27 protein-coding genes and 1 pseudogene are annotated in these 25,910 nt (G+C 62.0%); 4 read left to right on the top strand and 24 right to left on the bottom strand.

Annotated elements, in window-relative coordinates; genetic code table 11:
* Positions 1–83 precede the first annotated feature (83 nt).
* From GWQ29_RS16495 to GWQ29_RS16485, 3 genes are read left to right on the top strand one after another with little or no spacing between them, the layout of a single operon-like run.
* On the top strand, positions 84–1,874 hold the full coding sequence (locus GWQ29_RS16495; protein WP_275919877.1) for an assimilatory sulfite reductase (NADPH) flavoprotein subunit: 1,791 nt from the start codon (positions 84–86) through the stop codon (positions 1,872–1,874).
* Positions 1,874–3,586, top strand: coding sequence for an assimilatory sulfite reductase (NADPH) hemoprotein subunit (gene cysI / locus GWQ29_RS16490; RefSeq protein ID WP_275919867.1), 1,713 nt, complete (start codon positions 1,874–1,876; stop codon positions 3,584–3,586). Before GWQ29_RS16495 ends, cysI begins: the two co-directional genes overlap by 1 nt.
* Positions 3,576–4,358 carry a phosphoadenylyl-sulfate reductase gene (locus GWQ29_RS16485; protein ID WP_275919866.1) on the top strand — a complete coding sequence of 261 codons (783 nt, stop codon included), beginning with the start codon at positions 3,576–3,578 and terminating at the stop codon, positions 4,356–4,358. Before cysI ends, GWQ29_RS16485 begins: the two co-directional genes overlap by 11 nt.
* Positions 4,359–4,482: 124 nt before the next feature.
* Here GWQ29_RS16485 and proX read toward each other — a convergent pair whose 3' ends face one another.
* The 8 genes from proX to GWQ29_RS16445 form a co-directional block, all read right to left on the bottom strand.
* Positions 4,483–5,454, bottom strand: a complete 972-nt coding sequence (proX, locus tag GWQ29_RS16480; RefSeq protein ID WP_111588427.1) for a glycine betaine/L-proline ABC transporter substrate-binding protein ProX — start codon at positions 5,452–5,454, stop codon at positions 4,483–4,485.
* The gene (proW, locus tag GWQ29_RS16475) at positions 5,451–6,605 is read right to left on the bottom strand and encodes a glycine betaine/L-proline ABC transporter permease ProW (RefSeq protein ID WP_234576559.1); all 1,155 of its coding nucleotides are present in this window, start codon (positions 6,603–6,605) and stop codon (positions 5,451–5,453) included. Before proW ends, proX begins: the two co-directional genes overlap by 4 nt.
* Positions 6,602–7,798: a glycine betaine/L-proline ABC transporter ATP-binding protein ProV gene (gene proV, locus GWQ29_RS16470; RefSeq protein ID WP_111588425.1), complete on the bottom strand. Its 1,197-nt coding sequence runs from the start codon at positions 7,796–7,798 to the stop codon at positions 6,602–6,604. Before proV ends, proW begins: the two co-directional genes overlap by 4 nt.
* 493 nt (positions 7,799–8,291) lie before the next feature.
* Positions 8,292–8,786 carry a type 3 dihydrofolate reductase gene (folA, locus tag GWQ29_RS16465; RefSeq protein ID WP_059111377.1) on the bottom strand — a complete coding sequence of 165 codons (495 nt, stop codon included), beginning with the start codon at positions 8,784–8,786 and terminating at the stop codon, positions 8,292–8,294.
* 24 nt (positions 8,787–8,810) lie between these two features.
* Complete coding sequence (locus tag GWQ29_RS16460) at positions 8,811–9,278, bottom strand: threonine/serine exporter family protein (RefSeq protein ID WP_005317742.1); 468 nt, start codon at positions 9,276–9,278, stop codon at positions 8,811–8,813.
* Entirely contained in the window at positions 9,275–9,400 is a 126-nt protein-coding gene (locus GWQ29_RS16455) for a hypothetical protein (RefSeq protein ID WP_265420889.1), read from the bottom strand. Before GWQ29_RS16455 ends, GWQ29_RS16460 begins: the two co-directional genes overlap by 4 nt.
* Positions 9,397–10,194 carry a threonine/serine exporter family protein gene (locus GWQ29_RS16450; RefSeq protein ID WP_256685167.1) on the bottom strand — a complete coding sequence of 266 codons (798 nt, stop codon included), beginning with the start codon at positions 10,192–10,194 and terminating at the stop codon, positions 9,397–9,399. The genes GWQ29_RS16455 and GWQ29_RS16450 overlap by 4 nt, the downstream gene beginning before the upstream one ends.
* Before the next feature lie 234 nt (positions 10,195–10,428).
* Positions 10,429–10,770 carry a DUF3135 domain-containing protein gene (locus GWQ29_RS16445; RefSeq protein WP_021140758.1) on the bottom strand — a complete coding sequence of 114 codons (342 nt, stop codon included), beginning with the start codon at positions 10,768–10,770 and terminating at the stop codon, positions 10,429–10,431.
* A 411-nt stretch (positions 10,771–11,181) separates the two neighbouring features.
* Here GWQ29_RS16445 and mog point away from each other — a divergent pair, with 411 nt between their 5' ends.
* Positions 11,182–11,712, top strand: a complete 531-nt coding sequence (mog, locus tag GWQ29_RS16440; protein WP_099994170.1) for a molybdopterin adenylyltransferase — start codon at positions 11,182–11,184, stop codon at positions 11,710–11,712.
* A gap of 36 nt (positions 11,713–11,748) precedes the next feature.
* Here mog and GWQ29_RS16435 read toward each other — a convergent pair whose 3' ends face one another.
* The 16 genes and pseudogenes from GWQ29_RS16435 to GWQ29_RS16365 form a co-directional block, all read right to left on the bottom strand.
* Positions 11,749–12,165, bottom strand: coding sequence for a DUF2541 family protein (locus GWQ29_RS16435; protein WP_219597710.1), 417 nt, complete (start codon positions 12,163–12,165; stop codon positions 11,749–11,751).
* A 90-nt stretch (positions 12,166–12,255) separates the two neighbouring features.
* Positions 12,256–13,482 (bottom strand): beta-ketoacyl-ACP synthase, encoded by a 1,227-nt coding sequence (locus GWQ29_RS16430; protein ID WP_271774322.1) that lies wholly within the window; start codon positions 13,480–13,482, stop codon positions 12,256–12,258.
* A gap of 91 nt (positions 13,483–13,573) precedes the next feature.
* Entirely contained in the window at positions 13,574–14,299 is a 726-nt protein-coding gene (locus GWQ29_RS16425; RefSeq protein ID WP_005317763.1) for a 3-ketoacyl-ACP reductase FabG2, read from the bottom strand.
* Between the two features lie 9 nt (positions 14,300–14,308).
* The gene (locus GWQ29_RS16420) at positions 14,309–14,770 is read right to left on the bottom strand and encodes a hotdog family protein (RefSeq protein ID WP_275919865.1); all 462 of its coding nucleotides are present in this window, start codon (positions 14,768–14,770) and stop codon (positions 14,309–14,311) included.
* On the bottom strand, positions 14,767–15,948 hold the full coding sequence (locus GWQ29_RS16415; RefSeq protein ID WP_275919864.1) for a beta-ketoacyl-[acyl-carrier-protein] synthase family protein: 1,182 nt from the start codon (positions 15,946–15,948) through the stop codon (positions 14,767–14,769). Before GWQ29_RS16415 ends, GWQ29_RS16420 begins: the two co-directional genes overlap by 4 nt.
* Positions 15,945–16,502, bottom strand: coding sequence for a DUF3261 domain-containing protein (locus GWQ29_RS16410; RefSeq protein ID WP_345893349.1), 558 nt, complete (start codon positions 16,500–16,502; stop codon positions 15,945–15,947). Before GWQ29_RS16410 ends, GWQ29_RS16415 begins: the two co-directional genes overlap by 4 nt.
* A gap of 2 nt (positions 16,503–16,504) precedes the next feature.
* The gene (locus GWQ29_RS16405) at positions 16,505–18,880 is read right to left on the bottom strand and encodes an MMPL family transporter (protein ID WP_275919862.1); all 2,376 of its coding nucleotides are present in this window, start codon (positions 18,878–18,880) and stop codon (positions 16,505–16,507) included.
* Positions 18,881–18,930: 50 nt separating this feature from the next.
* On the bottom strand, positions 18,931–19,521 hold the full coding sequence (locus tag GWQ29_RS16400; RefSeq protein ID WP_275919876.1) for an outer membrane lipoprotein carrier protein LolA: 591 nt from the start codon (positions 19,519–19,521) through the stop codon (positions 18,931–18,933).
* A 20-nt stretch (positions 19,522–19,541) separates the two neighbouring features.
* Positions 19,542–19,967 (bottom strand): thioesterase family protein, encoded by a 426-nt coding sequence (locus tag GWQ29_RS16395; RefSeq protein WP_099994176.1) that lies wholly within the window; start codon positions 19,965–19,967, stop codon positions 19,542–19,544.
* A gap of 17 nt (positions 19,968–19,984) precedes the next feature.
* Positions 19,985–20,080, bottom strand: a pseudogene (locus GWQ29_RS21260) (acyl-CoA thioesterase); the annotation flags it as partial.
* Positions 20,081–20,091: 11 nt separating this feature from the next.
* The gene (locus GWQ29_RS16390) at positions 20,092–21,654 is read right to left on the bottom strand and encodes an aromatic amino acid ammonia-lyase (protein ID WP_275919861.1); all 1,563 of its coding nucleotides are present in this window, start codon (positions 21,652–21,654) and stop codon (positions 20,092–20,094) included.
* A complete protein-coding gene (locus GWQ29_RS16385) occupies positions 21,641–23,344 on the bottom strand; it encodes a glycosyltransferase family 2 protein (protein WP_275919860.1) in 1,704 nt (567 codons plus the stop codon). Before GWQ29_RS16385 ends, GWQ29_RS16390 begins: the two co-directional genes overlap by 14 nt.
* Complete coding sequence (locus GWQ29_RS16380; RefSeq protein WP_275919859.1) at positions 23,341–23,712, bottom strand: hydroxymyristoyl-ACP dehydratase; 372 nt, start codon at positions 23,710–23,712, stop codon at positions 23,341–23,343. The genes GWQ29_RS16385 and GWQ29_RS16380 overlap by 4 nt, the downstream gene beginning before the upstream one ends.
* Entirely contained in the window at positions 23,696–25,057 is a 1,362-nt protein-coding gene (locus GWQ29_RS16375) for an AMP-binding protein (protein WP_275919858.1), read from the bottom strand. Before GWQ29_RS16375 ends, GWQ29_RS16380 begins: the two co-directional genes overlap by 17 nt.
* Positions 25,054–25,704 (bottom strand): hypothetical protein, encoded by a 651-nt coding sequence (locus GWQ29_RS16370; RefSeq protein WP_265420876.1) that lies wholly within the window; start codon positions 25,702–25,704, stop codon positions 25,054–25,056. Before GWQ29_RS16370 ends, GWQ29_RS16375 begins: the two co-directional genes overlap by 4 nt.
* Positions 25,661–25,909, bottom strand: a complete 249-nt coding sequence (locus GWQ29_RS16365) for an acyl carrier protein (protein WP_275919857.1) — start codon at positions 25,907–25,909, stop codon at positions 25,661–25,663. The genes GWQ29_RS16370 and GWQ29_RS16365 overlap by 44 nt, the downstream gene beginning before the upstream one ends.
* Between the last annotated feature and the right edge of the window lies 1 nt (position 25,910).

Below are 25,910 nucleotides of genomic sequence, written 5' to 3'. Positions count from 1 at the left end.
ATAAAAAAGACATTTTTATTCTTTGTTGTTATCCATCACACCCCTTAACCTGACCAAAAATCAGACCATGGAAGACGCGTGTGATGCAATTGAAGGACTCCCTGACCAATCTGGCCCCCCTCTCTGATGAACAACAACGTCAGCTGAACCAGGCATTATCAACCCTCAATACCCAGCAACTGGTCTGGGTGAGCGGCTATCTCTACGGTCTCTCCCAATCCGGCAGCCAGCCAGTGGCGGTAACGGGTGCAGTGACAGCACCCGGCGGCAGCCTGACCATTCTCTACGGATCCCAGACCGGCAATGCCAAAGGCGTGGCCAGTGCCATCCAGGCGCAAGCCCAAGCCCGCGGCTTGCCGGTGACCCTCACCTCCATGGCAGATTACAAACCCAAGCAGCTCAAGAAAGAGACTCACCTGCTGGTGGTAGTGAGTACTTACGGGGAGGGTGAACCACCGGAGAGCGCCGTCGATCTGTTCGAGCAGCTCAAGAAGGGCAAGGTTGGCAAGCTGGAGGGGCTCAAGTTCGCCGTGCTGGGGCTGGGTGACAGCTCCTACGAGTTTTTCTGCCAGACAGGTCAGGACTTTGACAGCCTGCTGACCAAGGCGGGCGCCGATCGCATTCATGAGCTTGCCAGCCTGGATGTGGACTATCAGGAAGCAGCCAAGGCCTGGGGCGAGCAGGCGGTCAATGCCATTGCCGCCACGCTTTCTGCCGGGGTTGCCACCAGCAGTGTGGCGGGGGCGGTGCAAGCGGCTGTCGGTCACAGCCAGTACGACAAGGCCAATCCCTTCCCGGCCCGCCTGTCGGTGAATCAGAAGATCACCGGCCGCGATTCCACCAAGGATATCCGCCATATCGAGATCAGCCTCGAAGAGTCAGGGCTGACCTATCAGCCTGGGGATGCCCTCGGGGTCTGGTTCGACAACGACGCCGACCTGGTGGGGGAAGTGCTGGCCCTGGCCGGACGCAGTGGTGACGAAGCCACCGCCCACGGCAGCCTGCGCGAGGTGCTCACCCGCAATCTGGAACTGACCCGGTTGCACGGCGGCTTTATCGCGGGGTTGGCAGAGATCTCGGGTAACGCAGCGCTCAAAGACCTGGCCGGTGACAAGGCCCAGGTCAATGCCCTGGTCACCTCAGCCCAGGTGGTGGATGTGCTCAAGCGCTTCCCGACCGAACTCAGCGCGGAGCAGTTGACTGGCCTGCTGCGCCCCCTCACCCCTCGCCTCTACTCCATCGCCTCCGCCCAGAGCGAAGTTGAAGAGGAGGTGCATCTCACCGTTGGCGTGGTGCGCTACCCGCAAGAAGATGGCACCGTGCGCAGTGGTGCCGCCTCCTCCTATCTGGCGGACAGGCTGGCCGAAGATGCCGAGGTGCGAGTGTTTGTGGAGCACAACGACAACTTCCGCCTGCCGGCCAATCCCGATACCCCCGTCATCATGGTGGGACCGGGCACCGGCATAGCTCCGTTCCGCGCCTTTATGCAGGAGCGCGAGACTCAAGGGGCCGAGGGCAAGAACTGGCTCTTCTTCGGCAACCCCCACTTTACTCAGGACTTTCTCTATCAGGTGGAGTGGCAGCGCTATGTGAAATCGGGCCTGCTGTCGAAGATCTCGCTGGCCTTCAGCCGGGATCAGGCCAACAAGATTTATGTGCAGGACAGACTGCGTGAAGCGGGTCTGGAGCTCTACCAGTGGCTGGCAGCAGGCGCTCACTTCTATGTGTGCGGCGATGCCAACCACATGGCGAAAGATGTGCAGGAAGCCCTGCTGGATGTGATTGCAGAACACGGTCACAAGAGCCGTGAGGAAGCAGAAGAGTATTTGAGCGAATTGCGTCGTGCCAAACGTTATCAAAGGGATGTCTATTGATGAGCAAACAAGTGATTCCGGGACCGGTCGAAGGACCGCTGGCCGACAACGAGCGCCTCAAGCGCGAGAGCAACTTTCTGCGCGGCACCATAGAGCAGGATCTGCAAGACCCGCTCACCGGCGGCTTCAACGGCGACAACTTCCAGCTGATCCGCTTCCACGGCATGTATCAGCAGGATGACAGAGACATACGCCCGGAGCGTACTGCCCAGAAGCTGGAGCCCCTGCACAACGTCATGCTGCGCGCCCGTCTGCCGGGTGGCATCATCACCCCGGCCCAATGGCAGGTGATCGACAAGTTCGCCGAGGAGCACAGCCTGTATGGCAGCATCCGCCTGACCACCCGTCAGACCTTCCAGTTCCACGGGGTATTGAAGCGCGACATCAAGCTGATGCACCAGACCCTCAACAGCACCGGCATAGATTCCATCGCCACCGCTGGCGACGTGAACCGCAACGTGCTCTGCACCAGCAATCCGGTGGAGTCTGAACTGCATCAGGAAGCCTACGAGTGGGCCACAAAAATCTCCGAGCACCTGCTGCCCAAGACCCGCGCCTATGTCGAGATCTGGCTGGATGGCGAGAAGCTGGGTGGGGATGAGGAGCCAATCCTGGGTTCCAACTACCTGCCGCGCAAATTCAAGACCACAGTGGTGATCCCACCTCACAACGACGTGGATATCCACGCCAACGATCTCAACTTCGTGGCCATTGCCGAAGGCGGCAAGCTGGTGGGCTTCAACGTGCTGGTGGGCGGGGGTCTGGCCATGACCCACGGCGACACCAGCACCTACCCGCGCAAAGCGAGTGATTTTGGCTTTATTCCCCTCTCCCACGTATTGGAGGTGGCGGCCGCCGTGGTCAGCACCCAGCGTGACTGGGGCAACCGGGTCAACCGCAAGAACGCCAAGACCAAGTACACACTCGAACGTGTTGGCGTCGAGGCGTTCAAGGCCGAGGTGGAGAGCCGCGCAGGTATCCCCTTCGCCGAGAGTCGTCCCTATGAGTTCACCAGCCGTGGCGATCGCTTCGGCTGGGTCGAAGGGATCGATGGCAAGCACCACCTGACCCTCTTTATCGAGAATGGCCGTTTGCTGGACTTCCCGGGCAAGCCGCTCAAGACCGGCATGCTGGAAATCGCCAAGATCCATCAGGGGGATTTCCGCCTGACCGCCAACCAGAACCTCATCATCGCCGGCGTCCCCGCTGGCGAGAAGGCGCGCATCGAAGTCCTGGCGCGTCAATACGGCCTGCTGGATGACGGCGTGAGCGAGCAGCGCAAGCAGTCCATGGCCTGCGTGGCCCTGCCCACCTGCCCGCTGGCGATGGCCGAGGCAGAGCGTATGCTGCCGGCGTTTGTCACCGACATCGAGGGCTTGCTCACCAAGCACGGGCTGGCGGATGATGCCATCATCTTCCGGGTCACCGGCTGCCCCAATGGCTGCGGCCGCGCCATGCTGGCGGAAGTGGGTCTGGTGGGCAAGGCACCGGGCCGCTACAACCTGCACCTGGGTGGCAATCTAGAAGGGACACGCATCCCGCGCCTCTATCAGGAGAACATCACTGAGCCGCAGATCCTGGCCGAGCTGGATCGGCTGATCGGCCGCTGGGCTGCCGAACGCACTGCGGCGGAGTGCTTCGGTGACTTCGTGATCCGCACTGGTGTGGTGGCCCCCGTTATCGACTCAGCGAGGGACTTCTATGCCGCTTGATGTCACTGAAAATGGCCGTCTTGACCTGCAAGCCCTGCTGACCCTCGGCCGTGAAGAGCAGACAGAGGTGCTGGCCCCCCTCAACCGGGAGCTGGACACCATGAGCGCCCCCGAGCGGGTGCGCTGGGCACTGGCCAAGCTGCCGGGGGAACATGTGCTGTCGTCCAGCTTCGGCATCCAGGCCGCGCTGATGCTGCACCTGGTGAGCAGTGAGCGCAACGACGTACCCGTGGTACTCACCGATACCGGCTATCTCTTCCCCGAGACCTACCGCTTTATCGATGAGCTGACCGAACGGCTGGCACTCAATCTGAAGATACACAGGGCAGAACTGTCACCGGCCTGGCAGGAGGCGCGTTTCGGCCTGCTGTGGGAGCAGGGGGTGGAGGGGATCACCCGCTACAACCAGCTCAACAAGGTGGAACCCATGGACCGCGCCCTGAGCGAGCTGGGGGCCCAGACCTGGTTTTCCGGCCTGCGCCGGGAGCAGGCGGGCAGCCGTGGCAAGCTGCCAGTGCTGGCAATCCAGCGCGGTCGCTTCAAGTTCCTGCCTGTCATCGACTGGAGCAACAAGGACGTCTTCTACTACTTCAAGGAGTTCGACCTGCCCTACCACCCACTGTGGGAACAAGGCTACCTCTCGGTCGGCGACGTGCACACCACCACCAAGTGGGAGCCGGGCATGAGCGAGGAGCAGACCCGCTTCTTCGGCCTCAAGCGCGAGTGCGGCCTGCACGAAGAGAGCGGCGAGCACGACGGCTCAGGTATCTGATCCCTCTTCAGGGTTCTGACAATAAAAAAGCGCCCGGCAACTGCCGGGCGCTTTTATGGGTGATATTCAGCGCGTGAAGGCGCGCCCTGATAGCGTGGCACCTTCTTGCGCCCTGATTATCCGCTTACTTGGCGGCGCGAGCCTGAGTCAACCAGTCGTTGACCAGGGCTTCGTGTCCCTTGATCCAGGCATTAGCATGACGCTCAATATCTGCCGGCTTGTTCTGCCCCTGCTTCATCAAACCGTTTTGCACGTTGATGTCATTGATGGGCAGCTTCATTTCGGCAAACAGCTTGGCGGCAGCAGGGTTTTCCTCGGCGAACGCCTTGTTGGCAACTATGTGCATGGTATTCATCTCAAAACCATAGTTTTTGCCATTCGCTAACTTGGTGTCACCCTTACGCCCCTCCGGCAAAGCGGTATAAGGCACTTCCAGCCATACCACATCCTTGCCCGGCACCAGCTCGCCGCTTACCCAGTAAGGCGTCCAGGTGTAGTAAAACACCGGTTTGTGTTCCTTGTAACGAGTGATGGTGTCGGCAATGATGGCCGAGTAATTCCCCTGTTGATGAGTCACAGTCTGATCCAGACCGTAAGTCTTGAGCTGATGATTGATCACCATCTCGCAGCCCCAGCCCGGGTTGCAACCAGCCAGGTCAGCCTTGCCATCACCATCACTGTCAAACAGCGCAGCCAGCTTGGGATCCTTCAACTGGGCTATGTTGGTGATGCCGTATTTGTCGGCAGTGACCTTGTCGATGAGATAGCCCTGGGCCGCGCCGGTTACATAAGTTCCCTTGCGGTAGAACTTGGCATCATCCCCGGCCTTTTCATACTTGTCTTTGTGGAGCGGATTCCAGTTGAACGTGAGAAAGGTCGCATCGCCGCTGGCGACCGAGGCATAACCCACATTGTAATCCGCCTCTTTGGCAGATTTGACGTCATAGCCCAGCTCACCCAGCAGTTTGCTCACCAGCAGGGTCTGAAACGCCTCCTCCGGCACTGTGCTCTGGATGGGTTGAACTGTCACGCCGGCCATGGCGGCCGTACTCAGCAACAGAGTACCCAGCGTCAATCCCTTGGTGATGGTTTTCATACATTTTCTCCTTTAGTGTGAGTCTTGTTGCGCTGCCCGAACGGTGCGAGCAGCAAGGCAATCGGGCCATGCTGATACCAGCGGCCGACATGCCCGGAATTGGACTGACCCATCGCCTGAGTCATACGATCCAGCACTATGGCAAGCAGGACTATGCCAAGCCCCCCCACCGAAGCCATCCCCATGTCGAGACGACCGATACCGCGCAATACCATCTGCCCCAGGCCACCCACGGCTATCATGGACGCAATGACCACCATGGAGAGGGAGAGCATCAGCGACTGATTGACCCCGGCCATGATGGTGGGCATGGCAAGCGGCAGTTGCACCTTGAACAACAGTTGGGAGGGACTGGCACCAAATGAGTGACCTGCTTCAACAAGGTCCTCAGGTACCTGACGAATACCCAAAATGGTCAACCTGATCATCGGCGGCAGCGCGAAAATAATGGTGACGACGACCCCGGGCACATTACCAATACCGAACAACATAACGATGGGAATGAGGTAGACGAAAGCCGGGGTAGTTTGCATGGCATCCAGCAGCGGCCGGGTCCAGGCTGTTGCCTTTTCGCTACGAGCCAGCAAAATGCCCACCGGCAGCCCGATCAAAATGCAGAAGAAGAGCGAGGTCAGTACCAGCGACAGGGTCACCATGGCATCAGACCAGGCACCAATGAGGCCTATACCAATCAGCGAGACCAGTGTTCCCAACGCCATTCGCCCACTGACCAGTTGCCAGGCCACCAGAGTCAAGAGACCAACCATGATGGAAGAAGGAATACTCTGCAGCGCGCTGGTCAGCGCATTTAGCGTCACTTCGACCGGAGCCCGGATGATCTGGAACAGGGGGCGGAAGTTGCTCACCAACGCGCCAATACCCTGTTCAACCCAACGGTCGAGTGGTACCCAGGCATGCTGGAAAGGATCCAAAGGGTCAAAAGCGGGCTCTTCCGCCTTCGAGACGATCTCGGTCTGCCAGTCATTGCTGGCTACCGCAGTCTCGGTTGTACTGCCCCAAGGATCTGCTGCTGCATCCGTTACCTCGCTGCTGACCACACTATCCTGAGCATTGGCGGTTACCTCTTCAGCCCAGGCCGGATTGCTTGCCAGCAGCAGGGCCGCCAGACAGAGAGAAATTAGTTGCTTCATGCCGGTGTACTCCTGTCCAGGGTGTTGAGTAGATTCGCCTTTGAGATAAGACCCAGATAGGTTCCATCCTCCTCAATGACCGGCACCTGACAAGGTGCAGCCGCCACCAGACTGATCAACTCATGCAGCGGGGTATCCGCTAATAACGGCGTCACTTCATCCAGTAAGGCCTGTTCAAGACTCCCCTTGCTGGCAACTGTGCGCGCAAGAGACGCGAGGGATACCACGCCGACAAAATGACGACTGCGATCCACCACATAACCAAATTCGCGATCCTGCTCCTTGAGTTGACGCAGGGCATTAGCCGGGCCATCCGTGGTGTGCTTCTTGATAAGCGGCATCTGCTTGCGGCTGACGATATCGCGGGCACTGAACACATTGGCCAGATCCACGCCGCGAAAGAAGGCACGCACATAATCGTTGGCCGGTTGGCTCAGGATCTCGTCGGGTGTCCCGATCTGGATCACCTGACCGTCCTGCATGATGGCGATGCGATCACCGATGCGCATCGCTTCATCCAGATCGTGGGAGATAAAGACGATGGTGCGCTGATGGCTGGCCTGCAGCTTGAGCAGTTCATCCTGCATCTCGGTGCGGATCAGCGGATCCAGCGCGGAGAAAGCCTCATCCATCAACAGTATGTCGGGGTCATTGGCCAGTGCGCGGGCCAGACCAACCCTTTGCTTCATGCCACCGGAGAGGGCATCGGGGAAGGAGTCCACCCACTGGCCCAGACCCACCTGATTGAGTGCCTGGCGGGCACTTTCCTGGCGTTCGAGAAGCGGCACACCGGCCAGCTCCAGACCAAAGGCGGCATTTTCCAGCACGCTCAGATGAGGCATGAGGGCAAAAGATTGGAACACCATACTGATCTTCTTGCGCCTTACCTGACGCAGCTCGCTGTCCGAGATGGCGGCGATGTCCTCACCGTCGATCAACACCTGACCACGGGTCGGCTCGATAAGACGGTTGAAGAGACGCACCAGGGTAGATTTGCCCGAACCGGACAAGCCCATTACCACAAAGATTTCTCCCTCGTGGATGGCGAGATCCACCCCATGCACACCCAGGGTTTGACCCGTCTTTTTCAAAATGCTGGCGCGGTCGTGCCCTTTCTCCAGCAATTTGAAGACTTTCTCCGGCTGTTCTCCGAAGATTTTATAGAGTGATTTGACTTCGAGTTTGACTGTCATACTGTCCTATTTTTATTGTCGGCATCTTGATAATTAACCCGCCGAACGCTAACCAATTACTTACTACACTAAGCAACTTACACCAAAAACGAAAGAACCATAAGAGTCCACATAAAACAATGAAAACATAAGATATTGATTTTAATCATTTATTTTTGACAATAAAAACCCACAAATCGACAAGCATGACCCATGCCAGCATACTTTTTTGATTAGATAACTAATATATTAATCGCCCTTGTTAGGGCAAAATCCAATGGAGTCGGGCTGTTATGGTGCGATTCTCGGATGCAGTGATCCCCTCGCAGGAAAAACCTGCAAAATCATTACAACCCTAATGATTTGATTGGGGAGAAAAGAGACAGAAAGAGGAGGAAGAGCCAAGTGCACCCCTGATAGATGGGATGTCTCTCGGGCTGCCCAGTTGCAGCAAGGAAAAAGGCCCCTTGTGCAGCACAGGGGGCCTTTCATTTTCAACGGTGACCCGGAGATCTCAGCGCCGCTGCCAGGTTTCGAAGCAGTAGGGATGAGGATTCTTCTCGTCGGGCTCATGGGGTTCGCGCTCAACGCAATGCCACTCGTCCTCCTCGAAGGCGGGGAAGCGGGTATCCCCGGCCACCGCCAGATCGATTCTGGTCAGATAGAGGCTGTCAGCCCGTGGCAGCAGCTGGCCATAGAGATGACCACCGCCGATCACCATCAGCTCGTCCACATTCCCGGCGTTTGCCAGCAGCACCAACGCGGCCTCGACAGAATCGACTACCTCCACCCCGTCGGCCCGGTAATCGGGATTGCGGCTGATCACCAGATTGCGCCGCCCTGGCAGCGGCCGACCAATGGATTCAAAGGTCTTGCGCCCCATCAACACAGGCTTGCCCAGGGTCACCCGCTTGAAGTGGGCCAGATCCGCCGGCAGGTGCCATGGCATCTGGTTATCCAGGCCTATCACGCGATCGTGCGCCATGGCTGCAATCATGGAAATCTTCATGGGGTCAGCCTCTCACAGCGTCTGTCAAATAATGGGCCGGTTACGGTACACGACCAGAGAGGGGATCGCCAAACCGAAACTGAGGGCCCCCACGATAAACAACGCCTTGAGGCCGTTCTCCACCGCACTCTGGATAAGCTCCATGGTCACCCCCGAGATATTGAGCTCCACCACGGCGATCATGGTCTTGAACGCATAGCTGCCGGGGATCATGGGGATGATGGAGGCGACGCTGAACACAGGACGTGGCGCCAGCAGGCGACGGGACCAGTAGACACAGACAAAGCCGACCGTGGTCGCCGCCGCCAGGGTCGCCCACTCGATGGGCATACCGTAATGGATGAGCAGGGTACGCAAGCTGTGGGCCAGGGCACCGCCCATGGCACAGTACTTCAACATACGCGGCGGCACGTTGAACAACATGGCAAACCCCACGGCCGGAATGGAAGACCAGAAGGCATCCTTGGCCAGTAGCCAGATCAGGTCCATCATACTTTCCACCCCCAGATACCAGTGACCGACATGGCCAGAATGATGCCGATGTTGATCCGCGCGCTGATGGTCAGCAGGTCAAGTCCGTTCCTGCTGGCCAATACAGAGTCAAAGTCCTTCATACCTTCCACCCCCAGATACCGGTCACCGACATGGCCAGAATGATGCCAATGGCTGCGCTGATGGTAAGCAGAGTTGCCGTGCCCCAGCGCGCAAGCCCCATGTTGAAGTAACCCTTCACCATGTCGGAGACAGCATTGATGAGCGGGAAACCCGGCACCAGCAAGAGCACGCTGGCTGCCATGGCGAGATAGGGCTGGGCGCCCCAGTTGAAGAAGGTGGCACTGGAGGAGAGCAAGGTGGCGATAAAACCGGTCGCGGCAAAGTTGATGAGCGGGCTGTGGTGATGGCGGGCGATCAGCTGACGCACCCGCATCGCTACGGCTGCGGAGAGACAGGTCACCATGAAGATGGGCCAGTCACCGCCAAACAGCAGGCTGAAGGCGCCACAGGAGAGCCCCACCATGGGGACCACCAGCCAGGGGTGGTAATGAAACGGCACTATGCCGTCGAGCCGCAGACGCACCTCGCGCGCCCCTATCAGCTCCTTTTCCGCCATGATGCAGATACGCTGGATCTCGCATACCACCTGCATGTTGATACCGTGTTCCCGCACCCGGCGGGTAGTGGTGACACAACTGCCCTGATAGAGGCTGGTGAGCACTATGGCACTGGAGGAGATGGCCATCTCGACGCTCTCCAGCCCGAGCGCCATGCCGAGCCGAACCGTGGTCTGCTCTATGATGCGGCTCTCCGCCCCGAACTGGGCCAGCATCTGGCCCGCCTTGACGATGATGCGGGTGATCTCTGTCTGTTGCTCCCGCGACAGCACCCGCCTTGGTGTGATACTTCTCATAATCCCTTCGAGTCGTAGCAAATTTAAAGTATCGCCATATTAGCCTAACTGTCGGCGCCATTCATCCACACCGATCACGGCAATAATCAATTTTTAACAAAACAGCCGATGCCACTAAAATACATCAAATGGATTACAAATAACTCCAGATAAATTAACGTCACCAGGCGAGCCTCACCTGGTAACGAATATATTATCTAAAATAATATTTAGCTGAATTATTAATGAAGGGCGTTATTTCTTCTTGTGGTAATAATCAAAGAAAGAAACAACATTATTTTCCCGATAGACGGGCGCCTGATCTGCATAGAGATTGGCATTGAGCTGGATCATCTCGCTGCGCATGGAATAAAAGGAATCGTGCATCATGGCCGCAATACGAATACAGCTGTCCATGTTGTTCTTGGCCAATTGACGCTGACAGTCGATACGAAACTGCAGGCCGCGCAGCCGCTGTTGCTGCTCTGGGCTGACCCGGTCGATCAAGCCCTCTATCTGCTGGCGCAGCAACTCGTCGAGCCGCTCGGGCTCCGCCACAGCCAACCGTCTCAAGGTATCAAAATCAGGCAACTCCATATGCCCTCCCGCGGCCAGCCGCTGCATGGTGATACTCAAACAACAACGACCAGCTCATAATTCAACCAACCGTATAAGAAGTTATATAAGACGATTACCCGCCTGGTTCAATCCATACAGCCCTCTTTCGAACCCGATTGCGCCAAAAAATGACGGCAGCGGCAAGCTGCCACCGGCTTATTCGTTATGGATCAACCGATTATTCCTGAATATTTTCCCTTAATCTGTTTATACATTTTTATGGCGACGACACCCTGGCCTTATGTCTTATTGAAAGGGAACCTGCAATATTGCTTTTCATTCGGCACTCGATGTTGAGCACCACACTCGCCAATGTCTGGCCTCGTTTAACATATCTCACTGATTATGTTATTTTATTTGCCACTTATTCAGCGCAACCAAGAGCAGACCATGAGCAAGGCAAAAATCGGCATCGTCACCGTCAGCGATCGCGCCAGTGCAGGCATCTACGAAGACCTCTCCGGCAAGGCCATCATAGAGACGCTGGGCGCGTATCTGACCTCTGAATGGGAACCCGTCTATCAGGTGATCCCGGATGAACAGGATCAGATTGAAGCAACCCTGAGCCGGCTGGCAGACCAGGAGCAGTGCTGCCTCATTGTCACCACGGGCGGCACTGGCCCGGCCAAACGGGATGTGACCCCGGAGGCCACGGAGGCGGTGTGCGATCGCATGATGCCGGGCTTTGGCGAGCTGATGCGGGCCGAGTCCCTCAAGTTCGTGCCAACCGCCATTTTGTCGCGCCAGACCGCCGGCCTGCGCGGCAGTTCGCTCATCGTCAACCTGCCGGGCAAGCCCAAGTCCATCCGTGAGTGCCTGGATGCGGTCTTCCCCGCCATCCCTTACTGCATCGACCTCATGGATGGGCCCTACCTCGAGTGCGATGAAGCCGTCATCAAGCCGTTTCGCCCCAAGAAATAGGTAAATGGACGGGGGATGTGAACCCCCGTCCATCTCTTATTTGCGGCCGTATACCTTGACCCCGGCCTTGCTCCCCTCCGAATTGCCATAGACCTCGATCCGCTTGATGCATAGGCGGCTGCCGAGGGATTTCCAGTCCGACTCCTGATCCGCTTTCAGATCCTTGTCAAAAGTGAGGGTCTTGCTGCTGTCGTGGCCATAAAACACCTTGACCCGGTCAAGGGTCAATTCCCGTCCTGCCTTGACCATGATGGACTTGGCAGGTCGGCAGACGATGATAGGAATAATGGCGGCATGGTCGCCCACTCCCAGCAAGAGAGTCTTGCCCAGCCGAAATTCATCATCGGCCATGGCCGGCGCAGGCAGCGCCAATAAAAGGGTGGACAGCAAGAGCGCATTGAAGCCGCGGCGCAGGTGGGGTTGAACAGAGAAAACAGCAGATGGAACAGACATTATGCCTCCCTAAAAATGGGAGGCATCTTAATTCATCAAGACCAAACCCAGGCTGTACAGGCGCCCTGCCCGCAGGCAAGGCGCATGGCTTCAGGACCAGCGTTTGAAGATGAGGGAGGTGTTGATGCCGCCGAAGGCGAAGTTGTTGGACATCAGATAGTCCACCGCCAACGCGCGACCGTTGCCCACCACATGATCCAGCGGGGCACAGGCCGGATCCGGCTCGGTCAGATTGATGGTGGGGGCAAACCAGCCCTCCTGCATCATCTCCAGCGACAGCCATGCCTCAACGGCACCGCAGGCCCCCAGGGTATGACCGAAGAAGCTCTTGAGCGACGAGATAGGCGTCTTGTCGCCAAAGATGGCGGCGGTGGCGTGGCTCTCGGCAATGTCGCCCCGCTCGGTGGCCGTGCCGTGGGCGCTGATGTAGCCGATGTCGGCCGGTAGCAGCCCTGCCTGGGCCAGCGCCATCTCCATGCAGAGCTGCATGGTCTCCTGCTGGGGCTGGGTCACATGGGCAGCGTCGCAGTTGGTGGCAAACCCCACCAGCTCGGCGATGATGGTGGCTCCACGCGCCTGCGCATGTTCCAGCTCCTCCAGCACCAGGGTGCCCGCCCCCTCGCCTATCACCAGCCCGTCCCGCTGCCGATCGAACGGCCGCGGCGCCAGCTCGGGGTTGTCGTTCATCTGGCTGGTGGCAAACAGGGTATCGAACACCACGGCTTCAGACGGGCAGAGCTCCTCCGCCCCGCCGGCCACCATCAGGGTCTGATAGCCGTGCTTGATGGACTCGTAGGCGTAGCCAATCCCCTGGCTGCCGGAGGTGCAGGCGCTGGAGGTGGGGATCACCCGCCCGCGCAGGCCGAAGAAGAGGCCGGTATTGACCGCCGCCGTGTGCGGCATCATCTGCACATAGGTGGTGGCCGTGATGCTGGAGGTGCTCTTGTCGTTGAGCATGACCCCGAAGGCGCGGATGGGATCCGTGCTGCCAGTGGAGGAGCCATAGGCGATGCCGGTGCGACCGCCGGTCAGCACAGGGTGGTCGATAAGCCCAGCCCGCGCCAGCGCCAGCTCGGTGGCCACGGTCGCCAGCTGGGAGACTCGCCCCATGGCCCGGGTCTTCTTGCGTGGATAGTGGGCAGGCAGCACAAAGTCGGTAATGGGCGCCGCCAGCCGGGTGTTGAGCCCCTCGTAGATGGCCCATTCCGGCATGGTCACCACCGCATTGCGTCCCGCCTGCAACTTTGCCCGCACACTTGGCCAGTCCTGGCCGAACGCCGTCACCCCGGCCATGCCAGTTACTACTACCCGCTTCATACCATACCGCCATTCACAGAGATGATCTGGCGAGCCACAGAGACAGCACCAATTGGAGTCGACATCAGGCAGGAGAGCCATTGCATCAGTGTCATACCATGCCCCCGTTGATGGAGATGACCTGCCGGGTCACGTAGGCAGCGATATCCGACATCAGGTAGGAGACCAGCCCCGCCACCTCGTCGGCCTGCCCCATCCGCTTGAGCGGGATCAGCTTCATTGCCTCCTCTTTCACCTCGGCATCGACCATACCGGTATCGATGAGGCCGGGTGCCACGCAGTTCACCGTGATCTTGCGCTTGGCCAGCTCCAGCGCCAGCGCCTTGGTAGCCCCCATGATGCCGGCTTTGGCGGCACTGTAGTTGACCTGGCCACGGTTGCCCATCAGGCCGGAAACCGAGGAGATGGTCACTATGCGGCCGCCCCGGCGCAGGCCAATCATCGGCATGATGCAGGGCTTGAGCAGGTTGTAGAAGCCATCCAGATTGGTGTGCAACACCCCGTCCCAATCCTCGTCCGTGAGGGCGGGGAAGGCGGCGTCACGTATGATGCCGGCGTTGCAGACCACGCCGTAATAAGCGCCATGCTCGGCCATGTCGGCTTCCAGCCGCTCGCGGCAGCCCTGACGATCGGCTATGTCGAACTGGATCAGGCGCCCCTGTCCCCCTGCGGCTTGCAGGCTCGCCAAGGTGGCCTCGGCACCTGCGCGGTCGCCGTGGTAGTGCACGACGACGAAAAAACCGTCGGCAGCCAGCTTGAGGGCGATGGCGCGGCCTATCCCCTTGCTGGCGCCCGTGACCAATACGGTAGAGATCATGAAGCTTCCTTACGCTAACAAATCGGACAATTCGCCGGGTGCGGGCTGATAGGTCGAGAGGCGCGCAGTGGCACACTCCTGCCCATCTTGCAGGATCCGGCATTCAAAACTGGCCATGCCGCCGTCTTGCAACAGGCAGCTGGCCTCTATGGTGAGCAGGGCTCCCGCCGCAAAGCGGGTGGGCTGGCAGCGATATTTGCGGGTACCGAGCAGCATGCCGATGCGCACCGGCTCGCCGCGCAATCGCCCCTGCATGCCGGCCCAGGCGGCTATGGTCTGGGCCATCAGCTCGATGCCGACCCAGGCGGGCAAATTGCCCTCGCCATCGAGCAACAAGGCGTGTCGGGGGCCGACCCGGGTCTCGCAGCGCACCTGGCTCGCATCCACGGTGCAGATGTGGTCAAGCAGCAGCATGGGGGCCTGATGGGGCAACAGGGCCTCGATGGCGGGCAGCGGTATGCGCTCATTCATGAGAGTGATCTCCCGAACAGCAGGCTGACATTGTTGCCACCGAAGGCAAAGGAGTTGGAGAGGACCCGGGGTGCCGCAAGCCGAGTGGCGCCACTCACCAGCCGGATGGGTGCCAGCGCCGGGTCCGCCGTCGTCATCCGCTGGATAGGTAGCGGCAGGGCCCGCTCCAGCAGCAGGCAGGCGAGCGCAGCTTCAATGGCACCGGCAGCGCCCAGGGTATGGCCGGTGAGCGGCTTGGTGGAGCTGCAGGGCACCTTGTCCCCGAACAGGCGATGCACAGCCTGGCTCTCCATGGCGTCATTGAGGCGAGTGGCCGTGCCGTGCAGGTTGATGTAACCCACCTGGTCAGGCGCTATACCGGCCTGCGCCAGCGCCATCTGCATGGCTGCCTCGGCCCCCACGCCGTCCGGATGAGGGGCAGATATATGCCAGGCATCGGACGACTCGCCAGCCCCCAGCAAGGCCAGCGACGCAGGCTGTCTGCTCAGCAAAAATAGCGCAGCCCCCTCGCCTATGTTGATGCCCTGGCGGCCGTTGTCGAATGGCTGGCAGAGTTTGCCACTCAGGGACTCCAGGCTGTCAAAACCGTTGATAGTCAAGCCGCACAGGCTGTCGGCGCCACCGACGATCACCGCATCCACCAGTCCGGCCGCCAGCATCCGCTGACCGCTGATGAAGGCGCGGGCGCTGGAAGAGCAGGCGGTGGAGAGGGTGTAGGCAGGCCCAAAGATGTCGAGATAACGGGCCAGAAATTCGGACGGGGAGCCCAGCTCCTGCTGGCGATAGTCAAAGGCCGGGGGAATTGCCTCCCCCCGCCGGGCGGCGGCGATCGCCAGCTCGGCCTCGCCGATCCCGGCTGTGCTGGTGCCAAGCACCAGGCCTACCCGCGCAGGGCCAAACTCCGCCAGCGCCTTGTCCAGAGCGGGGCGGATCTGCACCAGCGCCGCCAGCAGCAGGCGGTTGTTGCGCGAGGCATAAGGGGCCAACGCCGCCGGTATCTCGGGCAGCGCACCTTCGACCCGCCCCACAGGGGTCAGGCGACCATCCAGCAAGGTCTGGTTGTGGCGGGTGAGCGGCGTGCTCCCCTCTGCCTGCCAGGCCAGCAGGGCCTCGGCGCTGGCATCCCTGCCCTCCCCCAATGCCGAAATGAGGCCGTAGGCCGCGATATAACAACTCATTGGGACAGGGTCTCCAGCTGCAAACGGTAGTGAAACACATGCTGTTGCAGGCTGACCGGCTCCCGCACGCCGCCCTTGTCCTGGTACCCGATCTCGGTGACCAGGACGCCATCGGGGGCGCGCAGCCGGCGCGTCAGCCCTTGGTCCCGCAGCGTCCAGCCCGGCGGCAACTGCGGCTGCCAGCTGGCCAGTGGCCAGTAGCAGAGCATGACGTCCGCCAGCACCTGGGTCACTGGCGGCATGCCGGTGGCGAGCAGCGGGCTCAGCTGCTGAGTCGCTATGCCCTGCTGGTCGTAACGCACCCGAAACAGCCGGATCCCGGTCGGGGTCAGGCCGACCAGGGTCAACTGGCTGCCATCGGCCTCCAGCACAGTCATCAGCTGATGGGCACCCTCACCCACAGTGGCCGTCAGCAACTGCTGGCGATAGAAGGGGGTAGCAAGCACGGGGGCAGGCAGCACCATGACGCTGCTCTTGTCGAGATAGGCGGTGGGGGCCGGCTGGCTGCTGCAGCCCCCCAGCAAAAAGATGAGTAATACAAACAGTGATCTCATTGTCATGTTGGCTCCCGGCTATCCTGCCCTGGCAACTGGGGCTCCCGCACCGCGCCATCCGGTTGCACGCGGTCCAGCACCAGAGGCGACAACAGGAAGGCAGTAAAGATACCGCCGCTCAACACCAGACCAAAGCCCGCTATGGCGGGGGTGTGACTCAGCGCCAGCAAGCCGAACGCCAGCTGGGTGGTGAGGTTGGCCAGCAGGATGGCGAGCAGGGTGGAACTCTGCCGCGCCAGCTGGTTGCCACAGTGGGCAAAGAAGAGCCCGTAGTCGATGCCGATGCCGAAGATGAGGCTGAGCGCCAGCACACCAAACAGGGTGAGCGGCTGGCCGCAGGCGGCGAGCAGCGCCAGCCCCATGGCGAGAGCAATCAGGTTGACCAGCAGCACCCGGCACGCCCTGGCTGCCCCCATCCGCCGCCAGAGCAGCAGGGCCACCAGGCCGATGGCCAGCAGCAGCAGTTCGGCCAGCTTGATCCGGTAGTGGGCAAACAACTGGCTCCACTCGCTGCGCTGATCCTGCCAGTAGATACCCTGCTCGGCAGCTGCCAGCGCCGTCAGGGCGACCTCGTCCTGCACCCCGACCAGCGGCACCCAGATGGCGACGCGGCCATCCTCCAGCGAGTGCCACAGCAGACGGCTCCCCTCGCTGACCGGGCTGGCAAGCCAGGCTGCCGGGGTCAACCAGTCAGGCTGACGGTCGGGCCCTTGCCCCCCTGCTGGTATTGGCACTCCGGCCTCTTGCAGTCGGGTCACCACCCGGGGCAACAGGGCCCGAATGGCGGCCGCATCCTGCTGCTGGCGCGCCAGCGAGGGCAGCCAGCGGCTGAGGGAGACAAAGTCCCGCAATGCGCCGCTATTTTTAAGCTCGGTCAGCTGATCATCCAGTCGCTCCAGCCGTTGCAGCGCCTGCTCGGCATCCGTACCCGTCACCAGAAAACCCTGCATGCCACCCTGCTGACCGGTCAGGGCCTTGATCTGGTTCTCCTGCGCCTGCAGTTCCACCGGCAAGGGTTGCAGCCGGCGTATGTCGTCATCCACCTGCAGTTGGCTGATGCCAAGAGTGGCCAGCAGCAGGCAGAGCAGCGGCAGGCCGATGCGCACCAGGCGACGCTGCTGCCAGGCTCTGAGCCAGGCCATCAGCAGTGGCTGACTGCGCAAGGGCCGGGTCGGCAGGGGGCCCGACCAGCGCGGGAACAGGCAGAGCACAGTGATGAAGGCGCTGAACAGGCCCGCCAGTGCGCACACCGCCAGCTGTTGCAGCCCGGGGAAGGGGGCAAACCAGAGCAGGCCATAGCCGATCAGGGTGGTCAACACCGCCAGCGAGAGGCTCGGCAGCAGCCGTAGTCGGGTCTGATGCGGCGTCTCGTCGTCGCCGTGCAGCCGTCGCTCGCACAGGAAATGGATGGCGTAGTCGATGGCGATGCCGATGAGGCTGCTGCTGATCACCAGGGTGAAGAGATGGATCTCGCCAAACAGGATGAGCACAGTGCCCAGCCCCCACATCAGCCCAACGCAGATGGGTAACAGGGAGAGCAGCAGCGCCCGGGTCGAGCGAAATACGCCCCAGATAAGCAGAATGACTCCGATCATGGAGCCAAGCCCTATGGTGGAGATGTCCTGTTGGGCCAGGTTGCTGGCGTGCTGGCTGTAGAAAAGGGTGCCACGGCGCAGCAGCTCGGCACCGGGATAGGCTTCGGCCAGCCGGTGCTCGGCGTTGTCGAGCACCCTCAGCAACCCCTGATTGCGCTGAATATCGAAGGCGGAGAGATCCAGCTCGGCCCGCACCATGAACCAGTCGCGACCCGCCTTGTCCCGGCTGACCAGCCAGCCCTCCTTGAGCTGCATGGGGCCGCGAGCCTCTGCCAGCGCCCCGGCCCGGGTCAACAACAGCGGATCACTCTGCCACTCGGCGCGGGAAACGCCGCCAAAGGGCGAGTAGATCTGGCCAAGCACCCACTGGCTCCAGCCCTCGGCGCCAGCCGCCAGCCGGGCCCGGCCCGCTTCATCCAGCCGCTGCCAGGCGAGACTGTGCAGATAGCCCTGCCAGGCGGAGGCCAGCTCGGGCTGATAGCCCTTGATATGGGAGAAGGCCGCTATCTGGTCGAGCTGTTTTACCCACAGCTCGGCCGCCGCCTGCCCGTTCTGTCCGGCAGGCAGGCTCAGCATCCAGACCAGCTGGCGATCGAGCTGTTGCAGCAAGCCCTGCTGCAACGCCGGATCCAGATCGCTGCGGGATTCGTGGGGCAGAAGATCCATCAGGCTGGTGTTGATGCGGCTGTGGGGCAGCTGCCAGACCAGCACGGCCACCAGCAGCAGGCAGAGGCCGATCCAGATAGTACCAAGCCGGCGCCAGATGGTTTCAGATTGCAGCAAGGTCGATTCTCCCGGCCAAACCACTGGCAGTGGCAGGGTGCGATGCGGGGCTAGTGGGCAGCAAAGCGGGCCTGCTCCTCGTGGGTCAGTGGCAGGCTTCGCTCCTGCCAGGCGCTGAAACGGATGCGGGTGCTGTCACCCTGCTTGTCGGCAATGACCAGCTCATCCAGTTGCCCTTGCCCGCTCAGGGTGAGGCTGGCGAACACCTTGTCCAGCGGCGTCAGGGTCGGCACCAGCAGCAGTTGCCAGCCCGCCTCCGTGCTCTGAAAATCGATCTTGAAGTAGCGGCTCAGGGTCACCTCGTCCGAGCCGAACAGCGCCAGCAGCATCTGGCTGAATTCAAGCAGCTGGGGACTGTCGATGACGGTGGCGGGCTGACCCGCCATCTGCTGCACCATGCGTTGTGGCGTCAGGGTCAGAGTCAGGGCAAAGGGCTTCTGCTGCTGCCACCAGAGTCCGAGATCGCGCACCAGCAGCAGCTCGCCGGAGGCCTTGAGCGGCTGGCTCAGCCCCGCCACCTGCTTCTCTTGCTCGAAATGCGCCTGCCTGGCCTGACTCAGAGTCAGCAACTGCTGCACCTGGTCACGGCTCAGTGGAGCCGCCTGCAGCGGCAACGCCAGCAGCAGGGTCAGCCCGACCATCACGCGGTTCAGAAGAGGCTTCACTGGCTCACCCCCAGCTTGTCCAGCAGCACCTGGGGCGAGGCCAGGCACATCTCGCCGCTCTCCTTGCTCACCGCCACCTGGATGCTGTAGCCCTTGCTGGTGCGGGTGCCGCTCGCGGCATCGCTCAGCAGGTAGTCGATCTTCAACCGGTTCTGGTACTCGGTCAGGGTGGCGCGCACCCGCACCCTCTGTCCGAAGCGCAGCGGTGCCAGGTACTTCATCCGGGTATCTATGATGGGCCAGAGGTAGCCGGAGGCCTCCATCTGCGGGTAGTTGTAATCGATAAGGTCGAGCAGGGCGCAGCGGGCCAGCTCTACGTAGCGAAAGTAGTGACCGTGCCAGGCGACCGCCATCATGTCCACGTCGTGAAACGGTATGGTCACTTCCACTTCGGCGCTGATCTGCCAGGGTTCATTCTGCATGGGTTGTCTCATAGGGAGTGCCCCTGCCAGACCAATGCAGCCATCATGTCCACATCGTGAAACGGTATGGTCACTTCCACTTCAGTGCTGATCTGCCAGGGTTCAGGCGCAATCCGGGTACGGCTCATAACGAAGATTCCTGATAGAGGGGGTAGTGACGCAGGCGAATGCGGGCGATCAGCGCCCTGAGCTCCTGCTCCAGCGCCCTGTCTTCCAGCAGAGGCGCAAACTCGGCCCGCACCTGCTGCACCATATGGGCCAAGGCCGGGCTGAGCGGCCGGGTGAAGGGCGTGGGCTGGGCCAGGCGCAGCTCGACTCCCTGTACCGCCGCCAGCAGGCAGGCGGCCCCGACCTGCTCGGTCAGGGTCAGCACCCGCAGGGCATCCCGCGCCGCTATGGTGCCCATGCTCACCTTGTCCTGGTTGTGGCACTCGGTGGAGCGGGAGAAGACACTGGCGGGCATGGTCTGCTTGAGCGCCTCCGCAGTCCAGGCCGAGACGCCGATCTGCACCGCCTTGAAGCCGTGGTTGATCATCTGCCGCCCGGCCGGCGCCCCCGAGAGGTTGCTCGGCAGGCCACCGTTGAACTTGGTGTCCACCAGCTGGGCCAGCTGGCGATCCAGCAGGTCCGCCAGATTGGCGATGGCAGTCTTCATGCTGTCCATCGCCATGGCGATGTGGCCGCCGTAGAAGTGGCCACCGTGCATCACGTGCTCCCCCTCCCCGTCGATCAGCGGGTTGTCGTTGGCGCTGTTGAGCTCGTTTTCGATGAGCTGGCGCCACCAGGGCAGGCTGTCGGCCACCACACCGATGACGTGGGGGGCGCAGCGCAATGAGTATCTGTCCTGCAGCCGGTCGCTGTGGCGCGGCAGCTCGCCGGCCACCAGATCCGACCTCAGCCAGGCCGCTATCCCCTGCATGCCGGGGTGGGGCTTGGCGGCAAACAACCGCTCGTCGAAGTGGAAGGCGTTGCCCCCCATGGCGACGCTCACCAGCGCCGTGATCCGGGTAGCCAGTTGCATCAGGTAGTCGGCGCGGGCGTAGGCAAGACAGGCCAGCGCCGTCATTACCGAGGTGCCGTTCATCAGCGCCAGTCCCTCCTTGGGCCTCAGGGTCAGGGGGGTGACCCCCAGCTCCCGATAGACCTCGGCGGCGGGACGCAGCGCGCCATCGTGATGGAGCTCGCGCTCCCCCACCAGCACGGCGGCGACGTAGGAGAGCGGTGTCAGATCGCCGCTGGCACCGACGGAACCCTCTTCCGGTATGCGCGGTATGAGATCCTGATCCAGCAGCCAGCAGAGCCTCTCGAGCAAACCCGGGCTGACGCCGGAGACTCCCTGCGCCAGGGAGCAGAGCCGGGTCGCCAGCACGGCGCGACCGGCATCGAGGTCAAGATCCTCCCCCAGCCCGCAGCCGTGGAAGCGGGTCAGGTGCAGCGGCAGCTCGGGCACCAGCTCGGCGGGCACGGGTCGGGTCACCGAATCCCCGTAGCCTGTGGTCACCCCGTAGATGACCCCCTCCTCGGCCAGCAATCTATCGAGAAAATCAGCCCCCCGCTGGATGCGGGCCATAAAGGCGGGATCCCGGTTCAATGCCGGGCGGGCACGGCGCTCTGCCAGCGCCACCACATCTTCAATGGTCAACGGCTCGGCGCCGAAGGTGACGCACTTCATCTCACTCTTGTTCATCGGTCAGCTGCCAGAAATCAAAGAAGTTGAACCAGTCCAGCGGGGCGCGCAGGCAGTGATGCTGCAGGCGATCGGCATAGGCCTGCACCCGGGACGCGAGTATCTGTTGTCGTCCCTGGCGCGGCAGACTGAGGCTGTCGGCAAAGGGCTCGAAATGCACCCGAAAGCGCCCCTGCTCCTTGAGGCCGAACATCAGGTAAACCGGGCAACCCAGCACACTGGCCAGGGCAAAGGGACCGAGGGGAAAGGGGGCCGGCGCGCCGAGAAAATCGGCCCAGACCACCCGCTTCTCCCGGGTCACAGAGGTGCGATCGCCGACGATCACCACCCACTCCCCCTGATCCAGCTTCTCCTTGAGCAGGATGGCGGTATCGGCCCCCATCTCCTGCACCTGAATGAGGTTGAGCCGTGAATCCGGGTTGATCTGCTTGAGCAGGGCGTTGAAGCGGGCCGCGTGACGAGTGAAGACCAGCGCATTGATGCGCACCTCCCCCTTGCGACTGCCAAGGGCCCGGCACAGCTCGAGATCGCCGAGGTGAGAGCCCAGCAGCAGCAAGCCCTTGCCGCTGTTGATGGCAGCCTCGTAGTGCTCCCTCCCCACCAGCTCGACCTGATCCTCGGCTATGTCGCCGCGCCAGCCGGCCAGCTTGTCGAGCGCCGCCTCGCCAAAGCGCAGGAAGTGGCGAAAGCTCGATCTCGGCTCAGGGGGGAGCCGTATGCCCTGAGTGCGGGAGAAGGCCTCAAGCCGGGCCAGATAGGCTTGGGATGCCTGACGCTGGGCGCGGCCGGTCAGCCAGAAGTAGCCGATAACGGGGTAGAGCAATAAGGAGAAGCCCCGCCGCCCCAGCAGACGATAGCTGGCCAGCATGATCTGCATGCCGAGCAATGAACCGCGCTCCGGGGTGCGCGACCAGTGGGTCCGGCGCTCGCGCCACAGCCGGGTCGCCCATGACCAGAGGCGGCGGGGCCCGCTCGCCAGGCGCAACAGCAGATCCCACAACAGGCGGCACACCAGTCGGGTGTGCATCCAGGAGATGTCGCGGTTGTCGCGCCAGAGCTGGAAATGGGAGCTGCCATCGGCGGGGTAGATGACCCGGGTCGGTACGAAACGCACCGCCACCCCGGCCCAGTGCAGGCGCACCATCACCTCGGTGTCAAAATCCATCCGCCTGCCGAGCGCCACCCGTTCGAGCAGCGCACAGCTGGCCGCCAGCGGATAGACCCGAAAGCCGCACATGCTGTCCTTGATGGTAAACGACAGCGTCTCGATCCAGACCCAGACATGGGTGATGTAGCGGCCATAGAGGCGCCCTTTGGGCACGGAATCGTCATAGACAGGGCACCCCGAGATAAGCGCATCGGGATCCCGGTGCGCCTCGGCCAGCAGGGCCGGAATGTCTGCCAGATCGTGCTGGCCATCGGCATCCACCTGCAGGGCGTGGCTGAAACCGAGGCCATGGGCGTGGCGCAGCCCCGTCATCACGGCGCCGCCCTTGCCCTGGTTGTGCGAATGGCGCAGCAGGGTGACCCAGGGGTAGCGTGCGGCCAGCCCATCCAGCGCGGCGGCGGCGACGGGTTCGCTGCCATCGTCGATCAGCAGGCAGGGCAGCTCATATTCGGCCAGCCGATCCAGCACGGCGGCCAGCGGGCCGGCATGGTTGTAACAGGGGATCAGGATGCAGGGCGTCATGGGATGAAGCGCACCCGTCCGCTGCTCGCCAGCTCATCCCCCAGCGCGTAGCTGAAAACGAGCTGATCCTTTTGTGGCTGCCACTGCAGGCTCAGGCTGCACTCGGCCCCCGGCCGCAGCGGACGCTGGAACTTGAGCTGATCCAGCCCGTGAAACGGCAGACTCAGGTTGAGCCGGCTGGCGGCATAGTGCATGACCCAGTGGATCTGGGTGACCCCTGGCAGCAGGGGCGCGCCGGGAAAGTGGCCCGTAAACCAGGGCAGCTCAGGATCGAGCCGCAGGTGCAGGCGCACGCCATTGGCCAGCGTCTCGCAGCCCAGCACTGTCGGCAGCGAGTTCATCGGCAGAGTGTCAGCAGAGAGGCTCATCGAACAGCTCCTTGAGTTGTGGCCAGGGGCGTTTGCCCTGAGCGTTGAGCGGCATCTGGTCAACCCGGCGCAGGCTGCGCGGCAGGGCGACCGGTTCGAGCCAGGGGCGCAGCTGCTGGCGCAGGGCCAGCAGGAAGCGGCCCTGACCCAGCTCAGCCCAACGGGCGGCACCCACCTCGCTCAGCACCAGCACGACGCCGAGGATCTGGCGCTGGCCCTGATGCAGAGGCAGCACGGCGGCCAACTCCACTTCCGGCAGGGCTTGCAGGCGCGCCTCCACCTCGTCGAGGGAGATGCGCTTCTCCTCCAACTTGATCACCCTGTCCTGGCGCCCCAGCAGCTCGAACCCTGCCCCCGTCATCAGGATGCGATCGGCGCAGGCCAGCCAGCCATCCTCTGCCAGGAAGGGGGAGCGCAGCAGCAAGCCCTGATCCGGGCCGACCCGCACCTCAACCCCGGGCAGCGTCGCCCAGGGGGTCTGTACTTGGTGGCGCTGGCGCCAGCCGATGCCGCCGGTCTCGCTGCTGCCGAAAATCTCCACCGGCAGCTGGCCGAGCAGGGCCCGGGCCTGATGGGCATCCCCGGGTTGCAGAGGCCCGCCGGAGGAGACGATAAGGCGGCAGCCAGCGGCGGGAATGGCCGGATCGAGCCGGCTGAGAAAAGCGGGGGAAGCGATCAGCACCCAGGGGGCGGTTTGCACCGCCAGTTGCTCCGGATAGTCAATGCTGCGGCGATCGAACGGACGCCCCAGGGCCAGGGGCAGCAGGATGCGAAACAGCAGGCCGTAGATGTGCTGGTGACTGACGCTGGCCAGCACCCGGGTGTCGGCCAGAACCTGTCCCCAGAGCGCCATCTGCACTCTCAGCTCTGCCTCCAGCTGGGGCCAGGCTTTGGGGATCGCCTTGGGCTCGCCGGTGGAGCCCGAGCTGAACAAGGTCAGGTCGAGACGTTCGGGAGCCAGGTCGGCGCGCTCTGCATCCAGCTCGTCATGGCAATCGGCCAGCGGCAGCCGCAACTGGGGCACATCAAGCCCATCGACTGGCAGCTCGCCATCGGTGAGCAGGCCGTCAAACTGATCCCGCAGCGCCAGCAGCCCGGCCACCCGTTGATGGCCCGGCAAGATGGCTTGATGACCGCCGAGGGCACAGGCGAGCAACGCTTGCGCAAACAGCAGGCTGTCATCGAAACAGAGCGCCCAGCGCGCGCGCGGCTGCCCGGGGCGGGCCATGGCCCGAGCCAGTTGCAGGCTGCCCAGGCGCAGCTCGGCCAGGGTCACCTCGCCACCTTGGCCGAATGCCACCAGCAGGTCATCTTCCCGCTGCCAGAGCGTTTGCAACAGGGTCATGGGGCCAGCCTCTTCATCAGCCGCCGGCGTACTAGATACTCTCCCGCCATCAAAGTGCCCATCAACCCATAGCTGATGAGGCCGTTGTAGAGGCTCCAGAGCGCCAGATCGCCGTACCAGATGGTGAAAGCCGCCAGGGCGCCATTGACCACGAAGAAGCCGCACCAGATCTGGGTCACCCGCCGGGTGTAGCCGATGGCAACATCCGGCAGGCGGGGATCCTGCAAGCGGGCCAGCCGCTCCACCAGGCTCATGGGGCGAGTCAGGCTCCAGCCAAACAGGCAGAGCAGCGCCAGGCTCACCGCCAGCGGGTAATAGAGCAACCAGTGGCGGGCAGAGAACAGCGCCGACAGCAGGGTCAGCCCCAGACCGATGCAGGCCAGCAGGCGACCCAGCCAGAGCCACTCGGGCAGGGGACCAAACCGGACCCTCCGCTTGAGCAGACCCGGCAGCAGCCGCAAGGAGAAGATGACCAGCAGACCCACCAGCAGCGGAGTCTGGCTGGTGTGAGTCAGCCCCCAGTACACCGCCAGCGGGTAGAGCAGGAGGGCACCACCGGCCAGCCAGGAGAGCCAGCGCGTCATGATCTGGCGCGCATCCGCATCAGGCGCCGGCGAGCAGACGCTCGACCGCATCCACAACGTCATTGACGCTGCGCACCGACTTGAACTCTTCCGGCTTTATCTTCTTGCCGGTCAGCTTCTGCAGGTGCACCACCAGATCGATGGCATCTATGCTGTCGAGCTCGAGATCCTGATAGAGGCGTGCCTCGGGAGTGATGGCCTCTTCATCGACTTCGAATAGATCGATGAGGGCGGTTTTGATCTGGGCAAAGATGTCGTCACGGGTCATG

It is taken from the genome of Aeromonas sp. 2HA2 (assembly GCF_029237345.1).
Classification (GTDB): Bacteria; Pseudomonadota; Gammaproteobacteria; order Enterobacterales; family Aeromonadaceae; genus Aeromonas; species Aeromonas salmonicida.
This window is presented reverse-complemented; position numbering and strand designations above follow the sequence as displayed.